The 20,212-nt window shown below is 71.4% G+C and carries 19 protein-coding genes; all 19 read left to right on the top strand.

What is annotated here, in order from left to right:
• Nucleotides 1-36 precede the first annotated feature (36 nt).
• The 19 genes from WMF43_RS50460 (at nt 37) to WMF43_RS50370 (ending at nt 20,162) form a co-directional block, all read left to right on the top strand.
• A complete protein-coding gene (locus WMF43_RS50460; RefSeq protein ID WP_437676233.1) occupies nt 37-420 on the top strand; it encodes a (2Fe-2S) ferredoxin domain-containing protein in 384 nt (127 codons plus the stop codon).
• Nucleotides 420-863: a hypothetical protein gene (locus WMF43_RS50455; protein ID WP_437676231.1), complete on the top strand. Its 444-nt coding sequence runs from the start codon at nt 420-422 to the stop codon at nt 861-863. The genes WMF43_RS50460 and WMF43_RS50455 overlap by 1 nt, the downstream gene beginning before the upstream one ends.
• Nucleotides 864-868: 5 nt before the next feature.
• Nucleotides 869-1,477 (top strand): isochorismatase family protein, encoded by a 609-nt coding sequence (locus WMF43_RS50450; protein WP_437676229.1) that lies wholly within the window; start codon nt 869-871, stop codon nt 1,475-1,477.
• A gap of 132 nt (nt 1,478-1,609) precedes the next feature.
• Nucleotides 1,610-3,025, top strand: a complete 1,416-nt coding sequence (locus WMF43_RS50445; protein ID WP_437676227.1) for a sigma-54-dependent transcriptional regulator — start codon at nt 1,610-1,612, stop codon at nt 3,023-3,025.
• Between the two features lie 205 nt (nt 3,026-3,230).
• Nucleotides 3,231-4,217: a type II secretion system protein GspC gene (gene gspC / locus WMF43_RS50440; RefSeq protein WP_437676226.1), complete on the top strand. Its 987-nt coding sequence runs from the start codon at nt 3,231-3,233 to the stop codon at nt 4,215-4,217.
• A 50-nt stretch (nt 4,218-4,267) separates the two neighbouring features.
• Nucleotides 4,268-4,588, top strand: coding sequence for a hypothetical protein (locus WMF43_RS50435; protein WP_437676224.1), 321 nt, complete (start codon nt 4,268-4,270; stop codon nt 4,586-4,588).
• A 51-nt stretch (nt 4,589-4,639) separates the two neighbouring features.
• A complete protein-coding gene (gspD, locus tag WMF43_RS50430; protein ID WP_437676223.1) occupies nt 4,640-7,267 on the top strand; it encodes a type II secretion system secretin GspD in 2,628 nt (875 codons plus the stop codon).
• Complete coding sequence (gene gspE / locus WMF43_RS50425) at nt 7,264-9,036, top strand: type II secretion system ATPase GspE (protein WP_437676221.1); 1,773 nt, start codon at nt 7,264-7,266, stop codon at nt 9,034-9,036. Before gspD ends, gspE begins: the two co-directional genes overlap by 4 nt.
• Nucleotides 9,037-9,044: 8 nt before the next feature.
• Nucleotides 9,045-10,271, top strand: a complete 1,227-nt coding sequence (gene gspF, locus WMF43_RS50420) for a type II secretion system inner membrane protein GspF (protein ID WP_437676219.1) — start codon at nt 9,045-9,047, stop codon at nt 10,269-10,271.
• Between the two features lie 7 nt (nt 10,272-10,278).
• A complete protein-coding gene (locus WMF43_RS50415; RefSeq protein WP_437676217.1) occupies nt 10,279-10,692 on the top strand; it encodes a type II secretion system protein GspG in 414 nt (137 codons plus the stop codon).
• 37 nt (nt 10,693-10,729) lie between these two features.
• On the top strand, nt 10,730-11,140 hold the full coding sequence (locus tag WMF43_RS50410; RefSeq protein ID WP_437676215.1) for a prepilin-type N-terminal cleavage/methylation domain-containing protein: 411 nt from the start codon (nt 10,730-10,732) through the stop codon (nt 11,138-11,140).
• A 26-nt stretch (nt 11,141-11,166) separates the two neighbouring features.
• Complete coding sequence (locus WMF43_RS50405) at nt 11,167-11,862, top strand: pilus assembly FimT family protein (protein WP_437676213.1); 696 nt, start codon at nt 11,167-11,169, stop codon at nt 11,860-11,862.
• Nucleotides 11,859-12,536 (top strand): type IV pilus modification PilV family protein, encoded by a 678-nt coding sequence (locus tag WMF43_RS50400; protein ID WP_437676211.1) that lies wholly within the window; start codon nt 11,859-11,861, stop codon nt 12,534-12,536. The genes WMF43_RS50405 and WMF43_RS50400 overlap by 4 nt, the downstream gene beginning before the upstream one ends.
• A 2-nt stretch (nt 12,537-12,538) precedes the next feature.
• Nucleotides 12,539-13,291, top strand: a complete 753-nt coding sequence (locus WMF43_RS50395) for a type II secretion system protein GspJ (RefSeq protein WP_437676209.1) — start codon at nt 12,539-12,541, stop codon at nt 13,289-13,291.
• Between the two features lie 3 nt (nt 13,292-13,294).
• A complete protein-coding gene (locus WMF43_RS50390) occupies nt 13,295-14,800 on the top strand; it encodes a general secretion pathway protein GspK (RefSeq protein WP_437676207.1) in 1,506 nt (501 codons plus the stop codon).
• A gap of 26 nt (nt 14,801-14,826) precedes the next feature.
• On the top strand, nt 14,827-16,341 hold the full coding sequence (gene pilM, locus WMF43_RS50385; RefSeq protein WP_437676205.1) for a type IV pilus biogenesis protein PilM: 1,515 nt from the start codon (nt 14,827-14,829) through the stop codon (nt 16,339-16,341).
• Entirely contained in the window at nt 16,338-16,937 is a 600-nt protein-coding gene (gene gspM, locus WMF43_RS50380; protein WP_437676203.1) for a type II secretion system protein GspM, read from the top strand. Before pilM ends, gspM begins: the two co-directional genes overlap by 4 nt.
• On the top strand, nt 16,934-18,265 hold the full coding sequence (gene gspN, locus WMF43_RS50375; protein WP_437676201.1) for a type II secretion system protein GspN: 1,332 nt from the start codon (nt 16,934-16,936) through the stop codon (nt 18,263-18,265). The genes gspM and gspN overlap by 4 nt, the downstream gene beginning before the upstream one ends.
• 46 nt (nt 18,266-18,311) lie before the next feature.
• Nucleotides 18,312-20,162 carry an STAS domain-containing protein gene (locus tag WMF43_RS50370; protein ID WP_437676199.1) on the top strand — a complete coding sequence of 617 codons (1,851 nt, stop codon included), beginning with the start codon at nt 18,312-18,314 and terminating at the stop codon, nt 20,160-20,162.
• The last annotated feature ends 50 nt before the right edge of the window (nt 20,163-20,212 follow it).

Here is a 20,212-nt window from a genome sequence, read left to right as displayed (position 1 = left end):
TTGACCTGGCGCCCGCCCCGCACGAGGATCCGCCTCGTGCCCCAGCGGAAACGTTACCTTTTCGTCTGCGTCAACCGCCGCCCCGACGGCGTCCCGAAGGGCTCCTGCGCCCAGCGCGGCGCCGAGGGCCTCCACGCGCAGCTCAAGGCGGCGATCGCCGAGCGCGGCCTCGCCAAGACCGAGGTGCGCGCGTGCACCGCGAGCTGCCTCGACGTCTGCTGGGCGGGCCCGGCCATCGCGGTCGAGCCGGACGGCTACTTCTACGGCCGCGTGACCCCCGCCGACGTGCCGGAGATCGTCGACGCCCTCGCCGCCGGCCGCCGCGTCGAGCGGCTCGTCCTCCCGCCCGAGGACTTCACCGAGGCGACGGCCGGCCCGCCGCTCCCCGCGCCCCCCCGCGGCGCGCCGACGGGGACGTGATGGCCGGCTTCGAGTTCTGCGAGACCATGGCCGGGAGCTTCCACCTCGTCGACTCCCCCTCCGACGAGCGGCCCATGTCGTTCACCATCCGCGCCCGCTCGCGCGGCCTGCTCCAGTTCCTCCGCAAGCCCGAGGTCGAGATCGAGGGCGAGATCGACGCCGAGGGGTTCGCCGACCACCGCTACCTCACCGGCCGCCTCGGCCTCGACGTCGCGCGCACCGGCACCCTCCCCTATGCCTTCGAGTTCACCGCGAACGACGGTCGCCGCTGCGCCTTCGCCGGCCGGAAGACCGTGCGCCCGGGCGACCTGCTCGAGTCGATGACCGTCCTGCCCGGCGTCCTCGTGGGCGACGGCGGCGCCGTCATCGGCGAGGCGCTCCTCCGCTTCGACCTGCGCAGCGACCTCCTCCGGTTCCTCAAGAGCTTCCGGGCGGCGAGGTGACCCTCATGCCGACCCCGATGCCGCCCCCAACGCCCCTCACGCCCACCGCCCTGCAGCGCCTCGATCCCTCCGCGACCGCGCTCGTCGTCGTCGACGTCCAGGAGAAGCTCGCCGCCGCCATGCCGGCCCCGCAGCTGGAGGCCCTGACGCGCGCGGCGACCCTCCTCATCGAGGCGGCGCGGCGGCTCGGCGCGCCCGTGCTCGCCACCGAGCAGTACCCCGCCGGGCTCGGGCCGACCCTCCGCCCCATCGCCGACCGCCTCGCGCAGGCGAGCGCGCCGGTCATCTCGAAGGTGGAGTTCTCCGCCTGCGACGCCGCCGAGTTCGACCGCGCCTGGGCCAAGCTCGCCCCCGCCCCGCGCGCCGCCGTCGTCGTCGGCATGGAGGCGCACGTCTGCGTCTACCAGACCGCCCGTGACCTCGCCGCCCGCGGCATGCTCGTCCACGTCCCCCTCGACGGCGTCGCCTCCCGCCGCGACGACCACCGCCTCGCCGGGCTCGACCTCTGCCGCGCCGCGGGCGCGACCCTCACCACCGCGGAGACGATCGTCTTCGACTGGCTCCGCGTCGCCGGCACCGACGACTTCAAGCACCTCGCCAAGCTCATCCGCTGAGCGAAATCCGCGATCTCCACCGCATCCCGGGGCGCGCTGTCACTTTGTCAGACCTCCGCCCGGACTTTGTCAGACCGCCGCCGACCGTGCCGCCGACTCGACAACGCGACGTTGTCTGTGACATGGTGGCGCATGGCTGACGATCTGGCACAAACCGGAGCACCGCCGAGCTCGCCCCCGCCGGCGGGCGCGGCGCCGGCGCCGCCCGGCGCACCGACGGTCCTCGTGGTCGACGACGAGCCGTCGAACGTCGCCTCCATCGAGAAGATCTTCCAGCGCGACGGCATGCGCGTCATCACGGCGGACAGCGCCAAGGCCGCGCTCGAGATCGTGCGCAGCCGCCGCGTCGAGGTTGTCCTCACCGACCTCATGATGCCGGGCGTCAGCGGGCTCGAGCTGCTCCGCGCCATCAAGCAGATCTCGCCCGACACCGAGGTCGTCATGATGACCGCGTACGGCACCGTCGAGACCGCGGTCCAGGCCATGCGCGAGGGCGCCTACGACTTCGTGGAGAAGCCGCTCAAGCGCATGACGATCATCAAGAGCGTGCGCAAGGCCGCCGAGCGCCAGTCGCTCGTCGCCGAGAACCGCTCGCTGCGGCAGGAGATCAAGCTGCTCACGAAGCGCGAGATCGTCGGCTCCAGCCCGACGCTCCGCCGCGTGCTCGACATCGCCACCCAGGCGGCGCCCTCGAGCGCCACCGTGCTCGTGCTCGGCGAGAGCGGCACCGGCAAGGAGCTGCTCGCCCGCTTCATCCACGAGCGCAGCGCGCGCTCACGAGGACCGTTCGTCGCCGTCAACTGCGCCGCCATCCCCGAGACCATCCTCGAAGGCGAGCTCTTCGGCCACGAGCGCGGCGCGTTCACCGGCGCCCTCGCCAAGCGCGACGGCCGCTTCGCCAAGGCGGCCGGCGGCACCCTGTTCCTCGACGAGATCGGCGAGCTCTCGCCGGCCGTGCAGGTCAAGCTCCTGCGCGTGCTCCAGGAGGGCGAGTACGAGCCCGTCGGCGGCGACACGGTGCGCGCCGACGTGCGCCTCGTCGCCGCCACGAACAAGGACCTCCGCGCCGAGGTCGCCGCCGGCCGCTTCCGCGAGGACCTCTTCTACCGGCTCAACGTCATCGCCATCACGGCGCCGCCGCTCCGGTCCCGGCGCGAGGACATCCCGCTGCTCGTCGACCACTTCCTCGGCGTCTACTGCACGAAGAACAACCGCCCCCGCCTCGAGGCGCCGCGCGACGTGCTCGCGCGCATGACCGACTACACCTGGCCCGGCAACGTGCGCGAGCTCGAGAACGTCATCGAGCGCGCCGTCGTGCTCTGCCGCGGCGACCAGCTCTCGGTCGACGACCTGCCCGACTTCATCCGCGAGGCCGCCCCCGCCGAGCCGAGCTCGCTCACCTTCTCGGTCGGCACCCCGCTCGACGAGGTCGAGCGCCGGCTCATCCGGGAGACGCTCCGCCACGCCCGGGGCGACAAATCCGTGGCCGCCCAGCTGCTCGGCATCTCCACGCGCACCATCTACCGCAAGCTCGGCGAGCTGGAGTGACGCCGCCCCCCCACCGCGGCCAGGGCACCCCCGGGCCCGCCACCGCCGACGAGAAGATCCCGTTGTCAGTTTGGCAAAATAGACCGCCCCGCGCGCCGCGGGTGCGTCACCTTGGCGGGGGAGACCCCGCAAATCCGCGGGAACAGCGAAGAATCGCCGGCGGTTTGACCGCTGGCACGGTACTCGCTTAGAGGAGCACGGGCGCATGGGCATCGACGCGATCCTGAAACGGTATTTTCCCTGGGTTCTCGGCGTGCTGATCGCCCTCGCCGCCTATTTCCAGGCCTCCGGCATGGGCCAGCTCGTGGCCTCCAGCGTCGCGGTCGACGCGCCGCCGCCCCCGCCGCACCCGGCGTCGCGCCCGGCGTCGTTCGGGTCCACGGCGAACCAGGACCACGCGACGAACGCCGCGCCGATCCTCTCGCGCAACCCGTTCGACTCGGTGACCGGCCCGCTCGACGGCAGGCCGGTCGAGATCCCGAACGTGCAGCCGGAGATCAGCAACAAGGACCCGTACGAGGACCCCGCGTGCGACAGCGCCCGCGTCCTGCTCATCACGCAGGCGGAGGATCCCGCGTGGTCGTTCGCGGCCATGGCCGGCTCCGACGGCAAGGCGATCCTGCGGCGCCAGGGCGACGAGATCAGCGGGCACACGGTGTACTACGTCGGCTGGGACCGGGTCTGGCTGACGAGCGGCAGCTCGCGATGCCAGGCCATCGTGGGCGGCCCCGCGGTGAACGCGCGCAGCGCCGCGGCGAGCCCGCCCCCGGTGTCGACGGGGACGACGTCGGGCGACAAGAAGCCCCCGTCGAGCTCCCGCGGCGGCAAACCGGTCCCGCCCGAGATCGCGTCGAAGATCCACCGGGTGAGCGAGACGGAGTTCAACGTCGAGCGCAGCGTCGTCGACCAGATCCTGGAGAACCAGGCCGAGCTGATGCGCTCTGCGCGTATCGTCCCCGAGAAGGAGGGCGACAAGGTGGTCGGCATCCGTCTGTTCGGGATTCGACCGAACTCGCTGCTCGGGACGCTCGGCCTGGAGAACGGAGATCGGCTGTCCAGCATCAACGGGTTTGAGATGAGCGATCCCCAGAAGGCCCTCGAGGCGTACGCGCGGCTCCGGACGGCGGACCGGCTCACGGTGAGCATCAACCGCAAGGGCAAGCCGATGAACCTCGACTTCAACATCAAGTGAGCGCTGCGGACTGAACTCACGACGAGAGCAGACGAGAGCAAGGGAGCTGTATGGCGCGGTGGATAGGGACGCTGAACGAGGGGAGCCTGCTCCGGCGTACGCTGCTGCATATCGGCACGTTCGCCCTGGGCTCCCTCGCGTTCGTCGGGGTCGTGAGCCTCGTCCTCGTGACGGTCGCCAAGGCCGTCCTGCCGCCCCATGACGCTGCGGGGCCCGCCGCGGAAGAAACGGAGGAGGCCGAGAGCGAGGCCGCCGCCGGGACGAGCAAGGCCGCCCTGGGCAAGACATCCCGCTCGAAGCGGCTGCGAGCCCCCTCGCAGGCCGAGCGCGACAGCGCGCCGAGCGCGCCGAACGCGCCGAGCGCCGACTGAGCGGCGCCGCCCCCCGAAACCCCACCCACGCAGAGAATATCGAGTCGACTGATGGTGATGACGACCCTCGAGCGATCCTACCGCCTCCGGAGGAGGCTCCTCGCCGCGCCGGTGGCGGCGCTCGTGTTCGCCGCGGCGGCCCTGCCCGCCGCGGCGCAGCCCGCGAACCGCGCCGCCCCCGTGCTGCGGACCCCAGGCCAGGCCACGCCGCCGGTGCCCGCCCGCCCGGGCGGCGGCACCCCGGCCGGGGCCGGCCCGGCCGCAGCCCCCGGCGCGCCGGGCGCAGGCGCCGCGGGTGCGGCGGGCGCGGGCGCGGCGGGCGCCGCGGGCGCGGGCGACGCCGGAGACGACCCGCTCGCCGGGGTCAAGCAAGGCGTCCAGGAGATCGAGTTCAAGCCGAAGCCCGGCGGCTACAAGGTCAGCTTCAACCTCGACGAGGCCGACCTCCCCGAGCTCGTCAAGGCGATCAGCAACATCACCGGACGCCGCTTCATCTACGGCGGCAAACTAAGGCAGATCAAGGCCACGGTGTACGCGCCGGAGAAGGTGACCGTCGCCGAGGCGTACAGCGCGTTCCTGTCGATCCTCGCCTCGAACGACCTCACCGTCATCCCCCACGGCCGCTTCCTCAAGATCGTGGAGACGCCCGGCGCCGTCTCGGAGACGACCCCCGTGTTCGGCACCGCCGCGCCCGTGCCCGCCGAGGACCGGTTCGTCACCCGCATGTACCGGCTGTCCCATATCGACGCCTCCGAGGCGGGCGGCCTCCTCACCAAGTTCAAATCGAAGGACGGCGACGTCAGCGTCTATCCGCCCGGCAACCTGCTCATCATCACGGACACCGGGTCGAACATCCAGCGCATGCTCCGCATCGTCGAGGAGATCGACGTCGGCGGCGCGGGCGACCAGCTGTGGGTGCAGCCGGTCCACTACGGCTCGGCCGCGGAGGTCGCGACGAAGCTGAACGAGATCGTCGACCCCAGGGCAGCCGGCGGCGCCGGCGGCAGGCCCGGCAGGGGCGGCGCCGGCGGCACCGGCGCCCGCATCATCTCGGACGACCGGACCAACTCGCTCATCATCACCGCGTCCGAGCCGGACTACCTGCGCGTCCTCGGCATCCTGAAGCGGCTCGACGTGCCGCAGTCGGGCGAGGGGCAGGTCCACGTGCTCTCGCTCCAGCACGCCGGCTGCAAGGAGCTGTCGGCGACGCTGAACCAGGTCCTCGGCGGCGGCGGGGGCGGCGGCGGCGCCGCCGTGGGGGGCGGCAGGGGCGGGGCGCGCAACGCCCCCCCGGTGCCCGGCTCGACCGACGACATCTTCGAGGGGCAGGTCAAGGTCACCTGCGACGAGGCGAGCAACAAGCTCCTCATCACCTCGTCGCCCCACGACTACGCCCAGCTGCGCAACGTGATCGACCAGCTCGACGAGCCGCGGCGCCAGGTGTTCATCGAGGCGGTGATCATGGACGTGAACGTCAACCGCTCGCTCAATTTCGGCATCGGCTACCACGCCGGCGCGCCGTTCGGCGCCGAGGGGGACGGCGGCCTGGTCTACGGCGGGAACAACGTCGTGCCCTCGGTCGGGGGCCTGCCGACGGAGCTCGGCGCGCTCGCGCTGGGTGTCCGGGGCGCCGAGATCCCGGGCTCGAACGACATCTTCGGGACGGGCCTGTCGATCCCCGCGTTCGGCCTCGTCCTGCACGCGCTGGCCCAGGACGGCGACTCCAACGTGCTCGCGACGCCGCACATCCTCGCGACCGACAACGTGCCGGCCGAGATCTCGATCGGCCAGAACATCCCGCTGCAGACCAACGTGGGCGGCGGCGGGCTGAACCAGCTCGCGAGCCTGGCGGGCGGCGCGGGCGCCGCGGGCGGGCTCGGCGGGCTCGGCGGGCTGCTCGGCGGCCTCGGCGGCCTCGGCGGCGCCGCCGCGCGCCAGGACGTCGGCACCAAGATCAAGGTCATCCCCCACGTCAACGACTCGGACCAGGTGCGGCTGGAGCTCACCGAGGAGATCTCCGACGCCGGCGCCCCGCTCGAGGGCGCGCTCGGCGCGATCCCGATCAACAAGCGCACGGCGAGCACCACGCTCGTCGTCCGCGATCAGCAGACCGTGGTGATCGGCGGCCTCGTGCGCGACGGCACGACCACCTCGGAGACGAAGATCCCGGTGCTCGGCGACATCCCGGTGCTCGGGTTCCTCTTCCGGCAGCGGGTCAGGACCAAGACGAAGACGAACCTCCTGCTCGTGCTCACGCCCTACGTGATCCGCGACCAGGACGACCTCCGGGCCATCTTCGAGCGCAAGATGCAGGAGCGGCAGGAGTTCATCGACCGCTACTTCGTCTTCAGCGACAGCGCCGCGTGGGAGCCGCCGCGCGACTTCGGCCGGGCGAACGGGCTGGTCGAGGACATCCGGCAGTCGATCCTCACCGAGGAGGAGCGCGCGCGCCTCGAGGAGGAGGCGCGCCCGAAGGGGGTGCGGGAGCACACGCCGGTGGAGCCGGTCGGGCTGCCGACGTTCGGCGGCAAGAGCACCGGCGGCGCGGGGATGGCGCCGGGCATGCTCGACATGGACGGCGAGGTGGTCCAGCCGCCCCAGCCGGCGGGCGGGGCCCCGCCGCCCCGGCCGCGGCGGGTGACGCCGCCGGGCGGGCGGCAGATGGAGCGCGTCGAATGAGCATGCAGCACTACCTTGGCGAGATCCTGGTCCGGCGGGGCGTCGTCCCCGCCGAGCGGCTGGCGCCGCTCTACGACGCCGTCCGCGAGCGCGCGCAGTCGCTCGCGGACCTCATCGTCCAGTCGAACATCACGGACGAGGCGACGATCGCGAAGGCGCTCGCCGACGAGTGCGAGGTCGGCTTCCTCCCGCGCATCGACGTCGACGCGGTGCCGCTCGAGCTCGCGAGCCGGGTGCCGATCACCTACGCCAAGCAGCACAAGATCCTGCCGCTCGCCGAGCAGGACGGCGTCGTCTACTGCGCGCTCGCCGACCCCCTCGACACGACCGCGATCGACGACGTGCGGGCGCTGTTCGGCAAGCCGGTCGAGATCGCCGTCGCCACGAGCAACGCCGTGCTGGACGCGATCAACCGCGTCTGGGAGCAGAAGGAGGACGGCGGCGCGAAGCTCGAGGGCGACACGGCGCTCGAGGAGGACAACCTCGTCGACATCATCGACTCGGACGACGACGCCCCGATCATCGCCTGGGTCAACGGCCTCTTCGCGCAGGCGGTCCGCGAGCGGGCGAGCGACATCCACATCGAGCCCGAGGAGCGCGACGTCGTCGTCCGCTACCGGATCGACGGCGAGCTCTACGTCGCCAAGCGCGCCTCGAAGCAGTTCATGGCGCCGATCATCGCCCGCGTGAAGATCATGGCGTCGCTCAACATCGCCGAGAAGCGGCTCCCGCAGGACGGCCGCATCACCCTGAAGATCGCGGGCAAGAGCGTCGACATCCGCGTCTCGACGGTGCCGACGAGCCGCGGCTTCGAGCGGATCGTGATGCGCATCCTGCACAAGGCGTCGGTCCTGCTCGGGCTCGACGACCTCGGCTTCGCGCCGCGCGAGTACGCGATCATGGACGCGCTCATCCAGCGGCCGGACGGCATCATCCTCGTCACCGGCCCGACCGGCAGCGGCAAGACGACCACGCTCTACGCCTGCCTCAACCGGATCAACGAGCCGAGCCGGAACATCCTCACGGCCGAGGACCCGGTCGAGTACGAGATCGGCGGCATCCACCAGATCCACGTCCACCCCGGGATCGGGCTCACCTTCGCCTCGGCGCTCCGCGCGTTCCTCCGCCAGGATCCGGACGTGATCATGGTCGGCGAGATCCGCGACAAGGAGACCGCCGAAATCGCCATCCACGCCTCGCTGACCGGCCACCTCGTGCTCTCGACCATCCACACGAACGACGCGGCGGGCGCCGTGACGCGCCTCGTCGAGATGGAGATCGAGCCGTTCCTCGTGCGGAGCAGCGTCATCGGCATCCTCGCCCAGCGCCTCGTCCGCCTGCTCTGCCCGACCTGCAAGGTCCCCTACCGCCCCTCGGACTACGAGCTCCAGCAGCTCGGCCTCGACCAGGACCGGCTCGCCTGGAAGGCGCGGCGGAAGCTCTCGCCCCGCTACAGCGTGCACGGACAGCAGTACGGGTACATCGGGGAGGACATCGACCGCGCCGTGTTCCACAAGCCCGGCGGCTGCGACGCGTGCAACCACAAGGGCTTCATCGGCCGGCGGGGCATCTACGAGCTGATGGTCATCGACGACGCCGTGGGCCCGCTCATCCTGAAGAGCGCGGACGCGCAGACCATCAAGCGGGTCGCCATTTCCCAGGGGATGGATACGCTCCGTGACGACGGGGCGCGCAAGGTGCTCAAGGGCATCACCACCGTCGAGGAGGTGCTCGCGGCGACGCAGGAAGACGTCATCGTCGACGAGTAGGGAAGGCCGTGGCGGTATTCGAATACAAAGGCATCCTCGTCGGCACCGGCAAGCCGGTGAAGGGCGTCCGCGACGCGGAGAACGCGAAGGCCCTCCGGGCCGCGCTGCGCAAGGACGGCATCATGCTCACCGGCGCGACCGAGGAGCAGGCCGCGAAGGCGAAGGCGAAGCGCGACCTCAAGATCTTCGCGTTCGCGAGCCGCCCCTCGTCGTCCGACATCGCCGTGATGACCCGCCAGCTCGCGACGCTCATCGGCGCCGGCATCCCGCTCTTCGAGTCGCTCAACGCGCTCATCGAGCAGGTCGAGAAGGAGTCGCTGAAGAAGGTCCTCACGCAGGTCCGCGAGCAGGTGCGCGAGGGCACGAGCTTCGCCAAGGCGCTCGAGGGCCACCCCTCGGTGTTCCCGCCCCTCTACGTGAGCATGGTGCGCGCCGGCGAGGCGTCCGGCACGCTCGAGGGCGTGCTCACCCGCCTGACCACCTTCATGGAGAACCAGGCGAAGCTCGTCGGCAAGGTGACCGCCGCCCTCGCCTACCCGGCCCTGATGGCGCTCATCGGCATCGGGCTCATCTCGGTCCTCATGATCGCGGTCGTGCCGAACGTGACCGGCATCTTCGCCTCGATGGACCAGGCGCTGCCCTGGTACACCGCGGCGCTCATCGGCACGTCGGAGTTCGCCGCGAGCTACTGGTGGCTCGTCCTGCTCGCGATGGTCGGCGGCGTGTACGGGTTCCGCCGCTGGGTCCGGACGCCGAAGGGGCGCATGGCGTGGGACACGTTCGTGCTCCGGGCGCCGATCTTCGGCAAGCTCATCCAGATGCTCTCCATCGCGCGCTTCGCGCGGACCCTCGCGACCCTGCTCTCGTCGGGCGTCGCGCTGCTCAGCGCGATGGACATCGTCCGGAGCGTGCTCGGCAACGCGGCCCTGGAGAAGGTCGTCGTCGACGCGATCGGATCGATCCGCGAGGGCCAGAGCATCGCCGACCCGCTGAAGCGGAGCGGCCGGTTCCCGCCGATCGTGACCCACATGATCGCGATCGGCGAGCGCAGCGGGCAGCTCGAGTCGATGCTCGAGAACGTCGCCGACGCCTACGACTCCGCGGTCGAGACCCGCGTCCAGGTGCTCACGAGCCTCCTGGAGCCGCTCATGATCGTGATCATGGGCGGCGCGGTGGCGTTCATCGCGATCTCGATCCTCATGCCGCTCATCCAGATGTCGAGCTTCGTCGGGTAGGTGGCGGATGGGGCGTCGCAGGCAGCGAGAGAGCACGATCTTCTTCCCCTGGGAGCGCGGCGGCGGGCTCTTCCGGCGGAGCGGCATGGCGCGCGCGCGGCCGTTCGCCGCCGGCCTCGCGATGGCCGTCCTGCTGCTGCTCCTCGGCGCGCGCGAGCGGCGGCTCGTGGGAATTCGGTCGACCCGCGCCACGTTGTCCGTCGTCCACGGGGCGATCGCGCTGTACCGCGCCGACCACGAGCGGCGGTGCCCGGGCTCCCTGGACGAGCTGAAGCGCGAGGGCTACCTCGCGGTCGACGCGGTCGACGCGTGGGGCAGGCCGCTCCGGCTCACCTGCCCTGGCAGGAAGGACCCGGAGGGATACGATCTGATGAGCGACGGGCCGGACGGCGAAATCGGCGGACTTGACAGGGTGGAGTGAGGCGATGGAGACGAACAGAGCGAAAAATCTTCGAAGGTTGGGCCGGAAGCTCTCGCGGGGCGTGACCCTGGTCGAGGTGCTGATCGTCGTGACGATCATGGCGATCATCGCCGGCGGCGCGACGCTCGTGGTGTGGCCGAAGCTCAAGCAGTCGCGCGTGAAGAGCGCCTACACGGGCGCGACCGTCATCAAGAGCGCGGCGGATCAGTACCTGCAGCTCGGGTCGGGCAGCGAGGGGTGCCCGACGATCCAGGCGCTGGTGAGCGCGAAGCAGATCGACGGCAACAAGACGGACGATCCCTGGGGCCAGCCCTACAAGATCAAGTGTGACGAGGCCACGAACGACATCCACGTCATCTCGTCCGGGAACGACCGGAAAGAGAACACGCCGGACGACATCCGGGACGACATGAAGGCCTCGGAGCTCAACAAGATCGCGGAGATGTAGCCGCGCGAGGGGGGGTAGGAGCGCCCATGGCACGCCGTCGCACGAGGGGACTCACGCTGGTCGAGGTGCTGATCACCGTCACGGTGATCGCGCTCATCAGCGGCTCGGTGATCCTCGGCATGGGCGCCGTCACGAGCGCGCGGCTCAAGCGCAGCGCGGCGATGCTCGCGGGCGCCGTCCGGGTCGCCTACGCCCACGCGAACGCGAAGTCCAAGCCGGTGCGGCTGGTCTTCGATTTCGAGGAGAGGATGATCGTGCTCGAGGAGTCCACGAGCGAGCTCGTCATCGAGCGGAACGACCGCACCGGCGGCGCCGCCGCGGCCACCGAGGCCGAGAAGGCCGCCGTGGAGGAGGCCGAGGCGATCCTGAAGGGGCCGCGCGCGCCGCGCCCCGCGTTCGAGCCGGCGAAGGTGTTCGGGTTCAACCCCGACAGGGACCGGCCCGGCAAGGAGCTCTCGAGCGGCGTCCGCTTCCTCCAGGTGGAGACCGCGCACCAGGACGACCCCGTGACGGAGGGGCGCGCCTACCTCTACTTCTGGCCCGGCGGCCAGACCGAGCGCGCCGCGATCCAGCTCGGCCTCGGCGGCGTGGAGACCGACAACATCATGACGGTGCTCGTCTCCCCGCTGACCGGCAAGACCGAGCTCAAGAAGGGCAAGGCGAGCATGCCGAGGCCGCGCGACGACGCCGAGGCGTCGGAGCGGGAGGACACGGGGCCGTGACGCGCGCCCGCGGCTTCACGCTGCTCGAGGTCATGGTGGCGGTCGCCATCCTCGGCCTCGGGCTCACGGCGATCCTGTCCGCGCAGGCCGGCGCCTTCTCGGCCGCCGCGCACGCGCGCAACCTCAGCGTCGCGACCGGGCTCGCGCGCTGCAAGATGACCGAGCTCGAGGAGCGGCTCGCCAGGGACGGCCTGCCGGCGCTCGACGAGGCCGACAGCGGGCCGTGCTGCGAGGACGACGACTCGCCCAACATCAAGTGCTCCTGGCGCATCGAGAAGCCCGAGATGCCCGAGCCCAACTACGGCGAGCTCGATCTCGACACCGAGCTCGGCGGCCTCGGCGCGCTCAACCCGACCGAGACGAGCGGCACCGGCGCCGCGAGCGGCAACCTCGACGACCTCGCGCAGTCGCTCGCCGGCGTCCAGGGCGGCGCCGGGGGCGGCGCCGCGGCGGCCCCGAGCGGCGTGGCGGGGCTGCTCCAGCCGTTCGTCGACATGCTCGCGCCGACCCTGCAGCCCATCTTCGAGGCGAGCGCGCGGCGGGTGACGGTCACGCTGACCTGGCAGCAGGGCGCGCGGGAGCACCAGCTCGAGCTCGTGCAATGGGTGACGATCCCCCAGCTGGACAGCTCCGGCAGCGCGGGCGGCGGGCAGGGGCAGGGGGGAGGCAGCTGAGCGTGGCGGCGCGGAACGCGAGATCTCTCCCGGGGCGCCGCGGCCGCGCGGGGCGCCGCCGCCGTGTGGCCGGCGTGACCCTGCTCGAGGTCCTCGTCTCGGTCGGCATCCTGGCGATCATCGGGACGTTGATCTACGGCGCGTTCGACGGCATGAGCCGGTCGCGCGCGGGCATCTCGCGCATGAGCGACCGCTACCACCAGGGTCGCGCCGCGATCGCCCGCATCTCGCGCGAGATCCAGGAGGCCTTCCTGTCCCGGCACCAGCCGCTCGACAAGAACATCGTGGTGCGCCTCACCGCCTTCGTCGGGGACGACGCGTCGCCCGCGGACCGCCTCGATTTCACCGCGTTCGCGCACCGGCGGCTGCTCAGGAACGCGCACGAGTCGGATCAGTGCGAGATCGGCTATTTCGGCTCGCGCGATCCGGAGAGCGACAAGCTCGATCTCGTGCGGCGGGAGTCGAAGACCATCGACACCGAGCCGACGCGGGGCGGCGTCGTCAACGTGCTCGCCGAGGACATCGAGAGCTTCAACGTCGAGTACCTCGACCCGCTCACGAGCGAGTGGACCGACACGTGGGACTCGACCCAGCCGGCGGCGCAGTTCGAGCGGCTCCCGACCCAGGTGCGGGTGACGCTGGTGCTGAAGGGCGGGCCGGGCGGGGAGCCGATCCGGTTCGAGACGAAGGTGCCGATCGCCATGCAGGTCCCCCTCGCCTTCGACGCGAGCACGAGCACGAGCACGAGCAACTGAGCCATGACGACCCCTGCTCAACCCCCGACCGAGGACCGCGCCTCCCCCACCCCGGGCGGGCGCGCGCGCCGCCGCCTCCGGCGCCGGCGCGATCGGCGGGGCGTCGCGCTGGTCATGGTGCTCGGCGCGATCACGGTGCTCACCGTGTTCCTGACCGAGCTCCAGGAGGAGACCTCGACCGAGCTCTCCGCGGCGCTCGCCGACCGCGACGCGCTCCGCGCCGAGTACTACGCGCGGAGCGCCGTGAACCTGTCGCGGATGCTCATCGCCGCCGAGCCGAGCGTCAGCGCGGCGCTCGCCCCGATGTTGTCCATGTTGAAGCTCGGCAACATCCAGGTGCCGGTCTGGAGGTTCACCGATCTCTTCCTCGGCCCCTTCAACGCGCAGCTCGTCGAGCCGGGCGCGGCGCCGCCCGCCGAGGGCAGCGCCGCGGCGGGCAAGAACCTGGGGCTCACCGGCGGCGGCCGCTTCGAGCTCAAGATCGTGGACGAGGACTCGAAGATCAACATCAACCGCGCTTCCGACGACGTGGGCGGCATCGAGAGCCAGCTCGGCGTGGCGGCTCAGCTGCTCAGCCTCATGAGCCCCGCGCAGTACAACCCGCTCTTCGAGGAGCGCGACGGCGACGGTCAATTCTCGGACCGCACCACCATCTGCAGCGCGCTCGTCGACTGGGTCGACCCCGGCGATCAGATGTTCAGCTGCGACCCGTCGCCGAACGCCCCGAGCTCCACCGGCGCGGAGGACAACTTCTATCAGACGATCGGCCTCACCTATCAGCGCAAGAACGCCATGTTCGACTCGCTCGACGAGGTGCGGCTCGTCCGGGGCATGAACGACGACTTCTGGGCGACGTTCGTCGACCCGGGCGGGGGCGATCCCGACAAACGGGTCCTGACCGTCTGGGGCAGCCCGAAGCAGAAGTTCAACGTCACCGCGGCGAGCCCACAAGCGCTGCTCGCGCTGACCTGCAGCACGAGTTTCGTCGACACCGCGGCGACCCCGCTCTGCAACGATCCGAACCAGATGACCGCATTCCTGACCGTGCTGTCGCTCGTGCAGAGCATGACGGGCGGGATCATCTTTCCCACCACGAGAGATTACGTCGACACGTTGACCCAGAAGAGCGGCAGCAGGTCCTTTATCGCCTCCATGCTCGGCCCGCAGCTCAAGGCGATGGGCGTGGAGCCCGTCACGTTCAAGCCGAACGCCACGAGGTCGCTCGGCAACAAGACCAGCTTCCTGAGCATCTATGCCGACGGCATCGTCCCAGGGAACAAGCGGGAGACGCGCGTGCGCATCCACGCGGTGCTCGACCTGTCGGGAGCAGGCAAGCTCGGCCAGACTCAAACGAACAGCAGCAGCAGCGGCAGCGGCAGCGGCGGCGGTGGCAGCGCCGCCGGTGTGAGCGGCCCCGGCGGAAACTGCGCGGGCGTGCCGCCGACCGACTACGAAAAATGCATCCGATCGAACCCCGCCGGGACGATCGTTTACTATCGCATGGAGTAGGAGCCCCTCCGGGAAGAAGCGCGCAAATGCACAGGCTGCTCGGGATCGATGCTGGGAAATCCGTGGTGCGGGCGGCGCTCATCCGCACCTCGTACAGGAGGGTCTTCGTCGAGGCGCTCGGCGAGGCGGCCGTCACGGACGCGAGCTCCGAGGCCGAGGCGATCCGCGCCGCCGTGGGGGCGCTCCGCCCCGACGCCGCGGCGATCGCCCTCTCCGGGGAGCGGTCGTTCTACCGGCGGCTCGACCTGCCCGCGGCGGCGCAGAAGGAGGTCGAGAACGTCCTCGGCTTCGAGCTGGAGGCCACGGTGCCGTTCGAGATGGAGGACGCGGTCTTCGACTACCGCCTCCTCCGGCGGCCGCCCGCCACGGAGACGCTGCCGATCTTCGCCGCCGTCGCGCGCGCGGACGACGTGCGCGAGCGCATCGCGGTCGTGAAGGAGGCGCTCGGCTTCGAGCCGGAGCGCGTCGCGCTCGGCGCGGTGGCGCTCGCCAACCTCGAGGCGGTGATGCCGGAGCTCGCCGCGCCGCCTGGCCCGGATCCGCGCGGGCCGATCGCGATCCTCGACCTCGACTACCTCACGAGCGAGATCGTGATCCTCTCGGGCGGCGAGCCGGTCTACGCGCGGACGCTCTCGCGCGGCACGGCCGGCCTCCCCGGGACGGCGCCGGCGCTCGCGCGCGAGCTCCGGCAGACGCTCGCGGCGTGGCGCAACCTCGGCGGCGAGCCGCTCGCGGGCGTGTACCTCGTCGGCGGCGGCGCGACCGCGCAGGGCGCCGAGGTCTTCCTGTCCGCCCAGCTCGGCGTCACCATCCTGCCGCTGCCGACCCCGCGCCTCGAGGGGCTCACGGCCGAGCAGGCGGCGGCGCTGCCCCGCTTCGCCAAGGCGCTCGCGCTGGCGCTCGGGCTGACGCCGAAGACTAAGGGGTTCAACCTCAGGAAGGGCGCGCTCGAGGCCGAGCGCAGCTACCCGTTCCTGCGCGAGAAGATCCCGATCCTCGCCGGCCTCGGCACCGTCATCGCCCTGAGCTTCGGCTTCTCCATCATCGCCGAGCTGCGCACCCTCGACGCGGAGCGGGAGCTCCTGCTCGCCTCGCTCGAGAGCGCCTCGCACGACGTGCTCGGCGAGGAGACGCGCGATCCCGAGAAGGCCCGCGAGCTGCTCGAGCAGGGCCCCGGCGCCGCCGACGAGGACCCGCTGCCCCGCGTCGACGCGTTCGACGTGATGGTGCAGCTCTCCAAGGCGGTGCCGAAGGAGATCACGCACGACGTGGTCGAGCTCGACGTGAACCGCGGCCACGCCACCATCCAGGGCGTCGTCCCGTCGGTGTCCGACGCGCAGCTCATCGCGGAGCACATGAAGGAACACCGCTGCTTCCGCGACGTGAAGATCGCGCGGACGAGCCAGTTCGTGGAGGGCAAGCACAAGTACGTCCTCGAGCTGGATCTCAAGTGCGAGGACAAGAAGAAGAAGAAGACCGGCGCCGAGCCGGCGGACAGCGCCTCCGCGGGCGCGGCGGAGAAACCGGAGGGATCGCGATGACGCTCCGCGAGCGACTCGACAAGCTGGAGCCCCGAGAGCGGAAGCTCCTCACGTTCCTCCTCGGCTTCCTGGCGGCGATCGTGCTCCTGCTCGTGCCGATCGGGCTCGCCACCATGGCCTCGAGCAAGCGCTCGGAGAACCAGGAGGTCCGCGACCTGCTCCAGTCGATCTACGAGGCGTCCACCCGCGTGAGCGAGCGCAAGGCGCAGCGGGACGCGCTGCTCGCGCGGTACGCGCGGCCGGCGCCGGCCCTCGCCGGCTTCATCGAGGACGCGGCGAAGCAGCAGGGGCTCACCGCGGCCGAGTCGCAGGATCGCCCCGACGTCCCGCACGGCAAGAAGTACACCGAGCGGGTCACGGTGGTGAAGATGCACAAGATCGGGATGCTCGGGCTCGCCAAGATGCTCGAGCGCTTCGAGTCGTCGGGCCACCCGGTCGCGGTGACGAAGCTGAACATCAAGCCCCGCGCCGGAGAGCCCGACTCGTACGAGGTGGAGCTCGGCGTCTCCGCGTTCGACAGGAAGGGCGACCCCCAGCCGGCGAGCCCTGCGCCGTCCGCGCCTCCCGCGGACGACCTCGAGGAGCAAGAGCCATGAAATCGCGGCTCGTCCGGATCGCGAAGTGGGCGGTGTATCCGCTCTTCTATCTCTTCTGCCTGGGCCTCTTCGGGTACCTCACCTTCCCCTACGACCGCCTCAAGGACCGGCTGATCGCCGAGTTCGATCGCGCCCAGCAGAAGCGGGGCGCGGCTGGCCAGGCGCAGCGCCTCGAGATCGACGAGCTCGACTCGTACTGGTTCACGGGCGTGGAGATGACGGGCGTGCGGCTCATCCTGCCGCCGAACGAGGTCGGATCGAGCGGCAGGGCGAGCGCCGCGGGCGCGTTCACGTCGGGCGACGCGGCGAAGGACGGCCCGCCGAAGCCGAGCGTCATCGAGATCGAGGAGGCGCACGCCCGGGTGAAGATCCTGCCGCTCCTGCTCGGGCGGGTGCGGATCTCGTTCTGGGCGAGCGTGTTCGGCGGCGAGGTGGAGGGCGTGGTCCCGTGGGGCAAGTCGGGCGGCGACATGCACGTCGACGTCTCGGACGTCGAGCTCGCCAAGGTGGGCCCGCTCGGCGAGATCCTCGGCCTGCCGATCGCCGGCACGCTCACCGCGACGCTCGATCTCGAGGCGCCGGAGGGCAAGTTCAACAAGGCGAACGGCGCGCTCGAGCTCTCGGCCAAGGAGGTCACCGTCGGCGACGGCAAGACGAAGATCCAGGGCCTCATCGCGCTCCCGGAGGCCAAGCTGGGCGAGCTCCTCCTGTCGGCCGAGGCGAAGGAGGGCGTGCTCAAGGTCACGAAGCTGACCGGCAATGGCACGGATCTCGAGCTCGACGGCGACGGCAAGATCAACATGCGCGAGCCGTGGAACAACTCGACGGCTGACCTCTACGTCCGATTCAAGTTCTCCGACGCGTACCGCGGGAAGAGCGATGTCACGAAATCGCTGCTCGGCGCGCCCGGCTCGAACGTGCCCGGGCTCATCGAGATGCAGACGCCCAAGATGAAGCGGTCGAAGCGCGCGGACGGCTTCTACGGCTGGCACGTGCACGGCGCGCTGAAGCGGCCGCGGTTCGATCCTCACGCCGCGGACTCGCCTGCGGCGCGCAGCCGCGCCAAGGCCGGGGACACGCCGGCCGCGAGCCCGACGCCGCCCCCGAGGAAGCCCGGCGTGAACTCGCCCACAGGCCAGTCGGAGACCCCCACGCGGGCCACCGACGACGAGGAGATCCCCGCGCCGCCGACGCCGACGCCGCCGCCGCCGCCCGAGCCGACCGCCGACGAGGCGTCGGCCGCGGGTGAGCGGCCTCGCATGGAGCCGCAAAGGCCGGCGGAGCCGCCGACGCACGTCGAGGGCGAGGGCGCGCCGCCGCACGAATAAGCCTGGACCTGACGCGCGACATGGCCGAGGATCGGAGGACTCGGCCATGCGGGACCCCAGCTGGCGGCAGAACAGGCGCATCCTGCTGATCGACGACAACGAGGCCATCCACGAGGATTTTCGCAGGATCCTGAGCAGGAGCGCGGAGACATCGACGCTCCTCACCCTCGAGTCGGCGCTGTTCCGCGATCCGCCCAGCCGCAGGGACGTGAGGTTCGAGCTCACGTGCGCGACCCAGGGCGCCGAGGGGCTGGAGAGGGTCAAGGAGGCGCTCGACCACGGGGCGCCGTATGCCCTCGTGTTCGTGGACGTGCGCATGCCGCCGGGGTGGGACGGCATCGAGACGCTCTCCCGCATCTGGAAGGAAGACGCCGCCATCCAGGCGGTCATCTGCTCGGCGTACTCGGATTATTCCTGGGAGGAGATCTCGAGTCGATTCGGGCGCACCGACAACCTGCTCATCCTCGCAAAGCCGTTCGACCCCAACGAGGTGCGTCAGATGGCGTTTGCGCTCACCGAGAAGTGGAACCAGCGCCGCGCCCTCTCCGAGGCCAACTACAAGCTGTCGGCGCAGTACACGGTGACGAAGATCCTGGTCGAGTCGACGACGCTGCCGGAGGGCATCCTGGCGCTCCTCGGCGCGCTCGGGGAGACGCTCGGCTTCCGGTTCGCGGCCCTGTGGCTCGGGGACGACGAGAGCGGCGCGCTGCGCTGCGAGCACACCTGGAGCGCCGCGCCCGACGACACGGCGGAGCTCGAGGCGGCGACCCGGGGGTCCCGGTACGCCCGCGGCGCGGGGCTGCCCGGCCGCGCGCTCGCCCAGGGCGAGCCGAGCTGGTTCGTCGATCTCGGCGCGGAGGGCGACGACGACGAGCGCGCCGGGGCGGCGCAGCGGGCCGGCCTGCGCTTCGCGAGCGAGCTCCCCATCGCGGTCCGCGCCGACGCGCAGGTGGCCGCCGTGCTGGAGCTCCTGGACGACGCCCCGCGCGCGCCGGATCCGGGGCTGCTCGACGTGCTGCTCGCGGTCGCCGCCAAGGCCGGCCACTTCATCGGCAGCAAGCGCGTGGAGGCCGCCCTGCGCCGGAGCGAGGCGAACAACCGCGCGCTCCTCTACGCCATCCCCGACACCATCCTCCGGATCAACGCCGAGGGCATCTGCCTCGACTTCAAGGCGTCGCGGGAGTCGCGCCTCTCGCTCCGCGCCGAGGATTTCCTGGAGCGGCACATCGCCGACGTGTTCCCCGCCCGCGTGGCCGAGCAGATCACCGAGCTCGTGGCCCGGGCGCTCGCCGACGAGGCGACGCAGGTCTTCGAGTACCAGGAGCAGCTGCGGGACGGCCGGCACGACTACGAGGTCCGGATCGCCGGCAGCGACCGGGCCGAGGCGGTCGTCATCGTGCGCGACATCACCGAGCGCAAGCGCGCCGAGGCCGAGACCGAGGCGCGGCGGGCCCGGGAGGAGGCGCTGCGCGCGCAGAACGAGATCCTCGCGGCGCTGTCGACCCCGCTCATCCCGATCCGCGACGACATCGTGGTGATGCCGCTCGTCGGGGCGCTCGACGCGCAGCGCGTGCGCCGGGTGCAGGAGACGCTGGTCCGCGGCGTGGCGGCCCGCCGCGCGCACGTCGCGATCCTCGACATCACCGGGGTGCCGCAGATCGACGGCCAGTGCGCCGACGAGCTCCTGCGCGCGGCGATCGCCGTCCGGCTGCTCGGCTCGGAGGTGATCATCACGGGGCTGCGGCCCGACGTCGCCAGGACGCTCGTCGAGCTCGGCGTCGACATGAGCGGGATCGTCACGCAGAGCACGCTGCAGAACGGCATCGCCTCCGCGATGGAGTCCTCGCGGGCGCGCGGCAGCGGCGGGCGGCGGCGGCGCGCGCGGCGGCGCAGGTAGCTCGCAGGGGCGCCGCGAGCTGTCAGAGGCCTTGGCAGGGATCACGGCGA

Source organism: Sorangium sp. So ce131 (assembly GCF_051519095.1).
GTDB lineage: Bacteria > Myxococcota_A > Polyangia > Polyangiales > Polyangiaceae > Sorangium.
This window is presented reverse-complemented; position numbering and strand designations above follow the sequence as displayed.

Excerpts from the sequence above, each read along its gene's own strand:
- WMF43_RS50390 (WP_437676207.1), top strand. The coding sequence starts at position 13,295 with ATGACGACCCCTGCTCAACCCCCGACCGAGGACCGCGCCTCCCCCACC.
- gspN (WP_437676201.1), top strand. The coding sequence starts at position 16,934 with ATGAAATCGCGGCTCGTCCGGATCGCGAAGTGGGCGGTGTATCCGCTC.
- WMF43_RS50405 (WP_437676213.1), top strand. The coding sequence starts at position 11,167 with ATGGCACGCCGTCGCACGAGGGGACTCACGCTGGTCGAGGTGCTGATC.
- WMF43_RS50450 (WP_437676229.1), top strand. The coding sequence starts at position 869 with ATGCCGACCCCGATGCCGCCCCCAACGCCCCTCACGCCCACCGCCCTG.
- WMF43_RS50415 (WP_437676217.1), top strand. The coding sequence starts at position 10,279 with ATGGGGCGTCGCAGGCAGCGAGAGAGCACGATCTTCTTCCCCTGGGAG.
- gspC (WP_437676226.1), top strand. The coding sequence starts at position 3,231 with ATGGGCATCGACGCGATCCTGAAACGGTATTTTCCCTGGGTTCTCGGC.
- WMF43_RS50370 (WP_437676199.1), top strand. The coding sequence starts at position 18,312 with ATGCGGGACCCCAGCTGGCGGCAGAACAGGCGCATCCTGCTGATCGAC.
- WMF43_RS50445 (WP_437676227.1), top strand. The coding sequence starts at position 1,610 with ATGGCTGACGATCTGGCACAAACCGGAGCACCGCCGAGCTCGCCCCCG.
- gspM (WP_437676203.1), top strand. The coding sequence starts at position 16,338 with ATGACGCTCCGCGAGCGACTCGACAAGCTGGAGCCCCGAGAGCGGAAG.
- gspD (WP_437676223.1), top strand. The coding sequence starts at position 4,640 with ATGGTGATGACGACCCTCGAGCGATCCTACCGCCTCCGGAGGAGGCTC.
- WMF43_RS50435 (WP_437676224.1), top strand. The coding sequence starts at position 4,268 with ATGGCGCGGTGGATAGGGACGCTGAACGAGGGGAGCCTGCTCCGGCGT.
- gspE (WP_437676221.1), top strand. The coding sequence starts at position 7,264 with ATGAGCATGCAGCACTACCTTGGCGAGATCCTGGTCCGGCGGGGCGTC.
- pilM (WP_437676205.1), top strand. The coding sequence starts at position 14,827 with ATGCACAGGCTGCTCGGGATCGATGCTGGGAAATCCGTGGTGCGGGCG.
- WMF43_RS50455 (WP_437676231.1), top strand. The coding sequence starts at position 420 with ATGGCCGGCTTCGAGTTCTGCGAGACCATGGCCGGGAGCTTCCACCTC.